Below are 905 nucleotides of genomic sequence, written 5' to 3'. Positions count from 1 at the left end.
TTGATAATTCACTTACTTTAACTTACCGCGCCCTGTTTATTTGTAAATTAATTGAGGCGACAACTATCCTGACACAGGGGGTTAGTAGTGTTTTGAGGAAATCTGTACGATTTTGGTTTGCGAAGTCTGAAACTCTAGACTTCAAAGTTTTTATATTTTTTGAGGCTTCTGTAAGAGCTTGCACTGAGTTTAAAAAATTATAATGATACTCTACAGAATTATCACCTTTTAAAAATATTTTACCTGTATGGGTTAACTTTTTAATTTTTTCATCATTAAAGTTATATTTAGATGCTTTTAATATTCCATCTCTTCTAATTTTTCTGAATGTTTTGTTTATATCACTAACTAGCAGGCTTAAAAAAATAGACTCACCTTGTATGTGAATTTCACCGTTTAGGTAGCTCTTTAGTTTTTCTATATAAAGGTCGAACTCTTTCCCATTGATGGTAAATAACTTACTTTCTTTAGCTATGCTTACTTGTTCTTGGGTAGTTGAGCCTTGTGAAATTAAGTTAATTAGCTCTGAAATTTTATACATATTTGCACTTTCTAAATCCGTATTTCCCCTAGTGTAAGATTAATCTATATTTAAATCATATTTTTTAGAAAGGCGTTTAAAGGTTTAGCGAGCATATTTTAGCTAATGATAGCAGCTACTATTAAGCTTTATTAGAGCTTGAGTCTAAACTTAAACATTCTTTTTAATGAATTTACTTTCCAATCAAAATAAACTCACCGAATATATTTAAAGGATAATAAAACTGAAATCTAATGCGACTTGCTGCATTTTTTTACTCTATTTATTGTATATAAACTTGAAAAGTAGGAGAAAGATGAAGTTTGAAATAGTTAATATAAAACAATTGTTTAAACATTTTATAAAAAATAACTTGTAACATTGA

At 28.3% G+C, this 905-nt stretch carries 1 protein-coding gene; it reads right to left on the bottom strand.

What is annotated here, in order from left to right; all coding sequences use genetic code 11:
- Positions 1-22: 22 nt before the first annotated feature.
- The gene (locus GQR55_RS19970) at positions 23-541 is read right to left on the bottom strand and encodes a hypothetical protein (RefSeq protein WP_166421962.1); all 519 of its coding nucleotides are present in this window, start codon (positions 539-541) and stop codon (positions 23-25) included.
- Between the last annotated feature and the right edge of the window lie 364 nt (positions 542-905).

This window comes from Pseudoalteromonas sp. Z1A8, assembly GCF_011378855.1.
In the GTDB taxonomy this organism is placed as follows: Bacteria; Pseudomonadota; Gammaproteobacteria; order Enterobacterales; family Alteromonadaceae; genus Pseudoalteromonas.
This window is presented reverse-complemented; position numbering and strand designations above follow the sequence as displayed.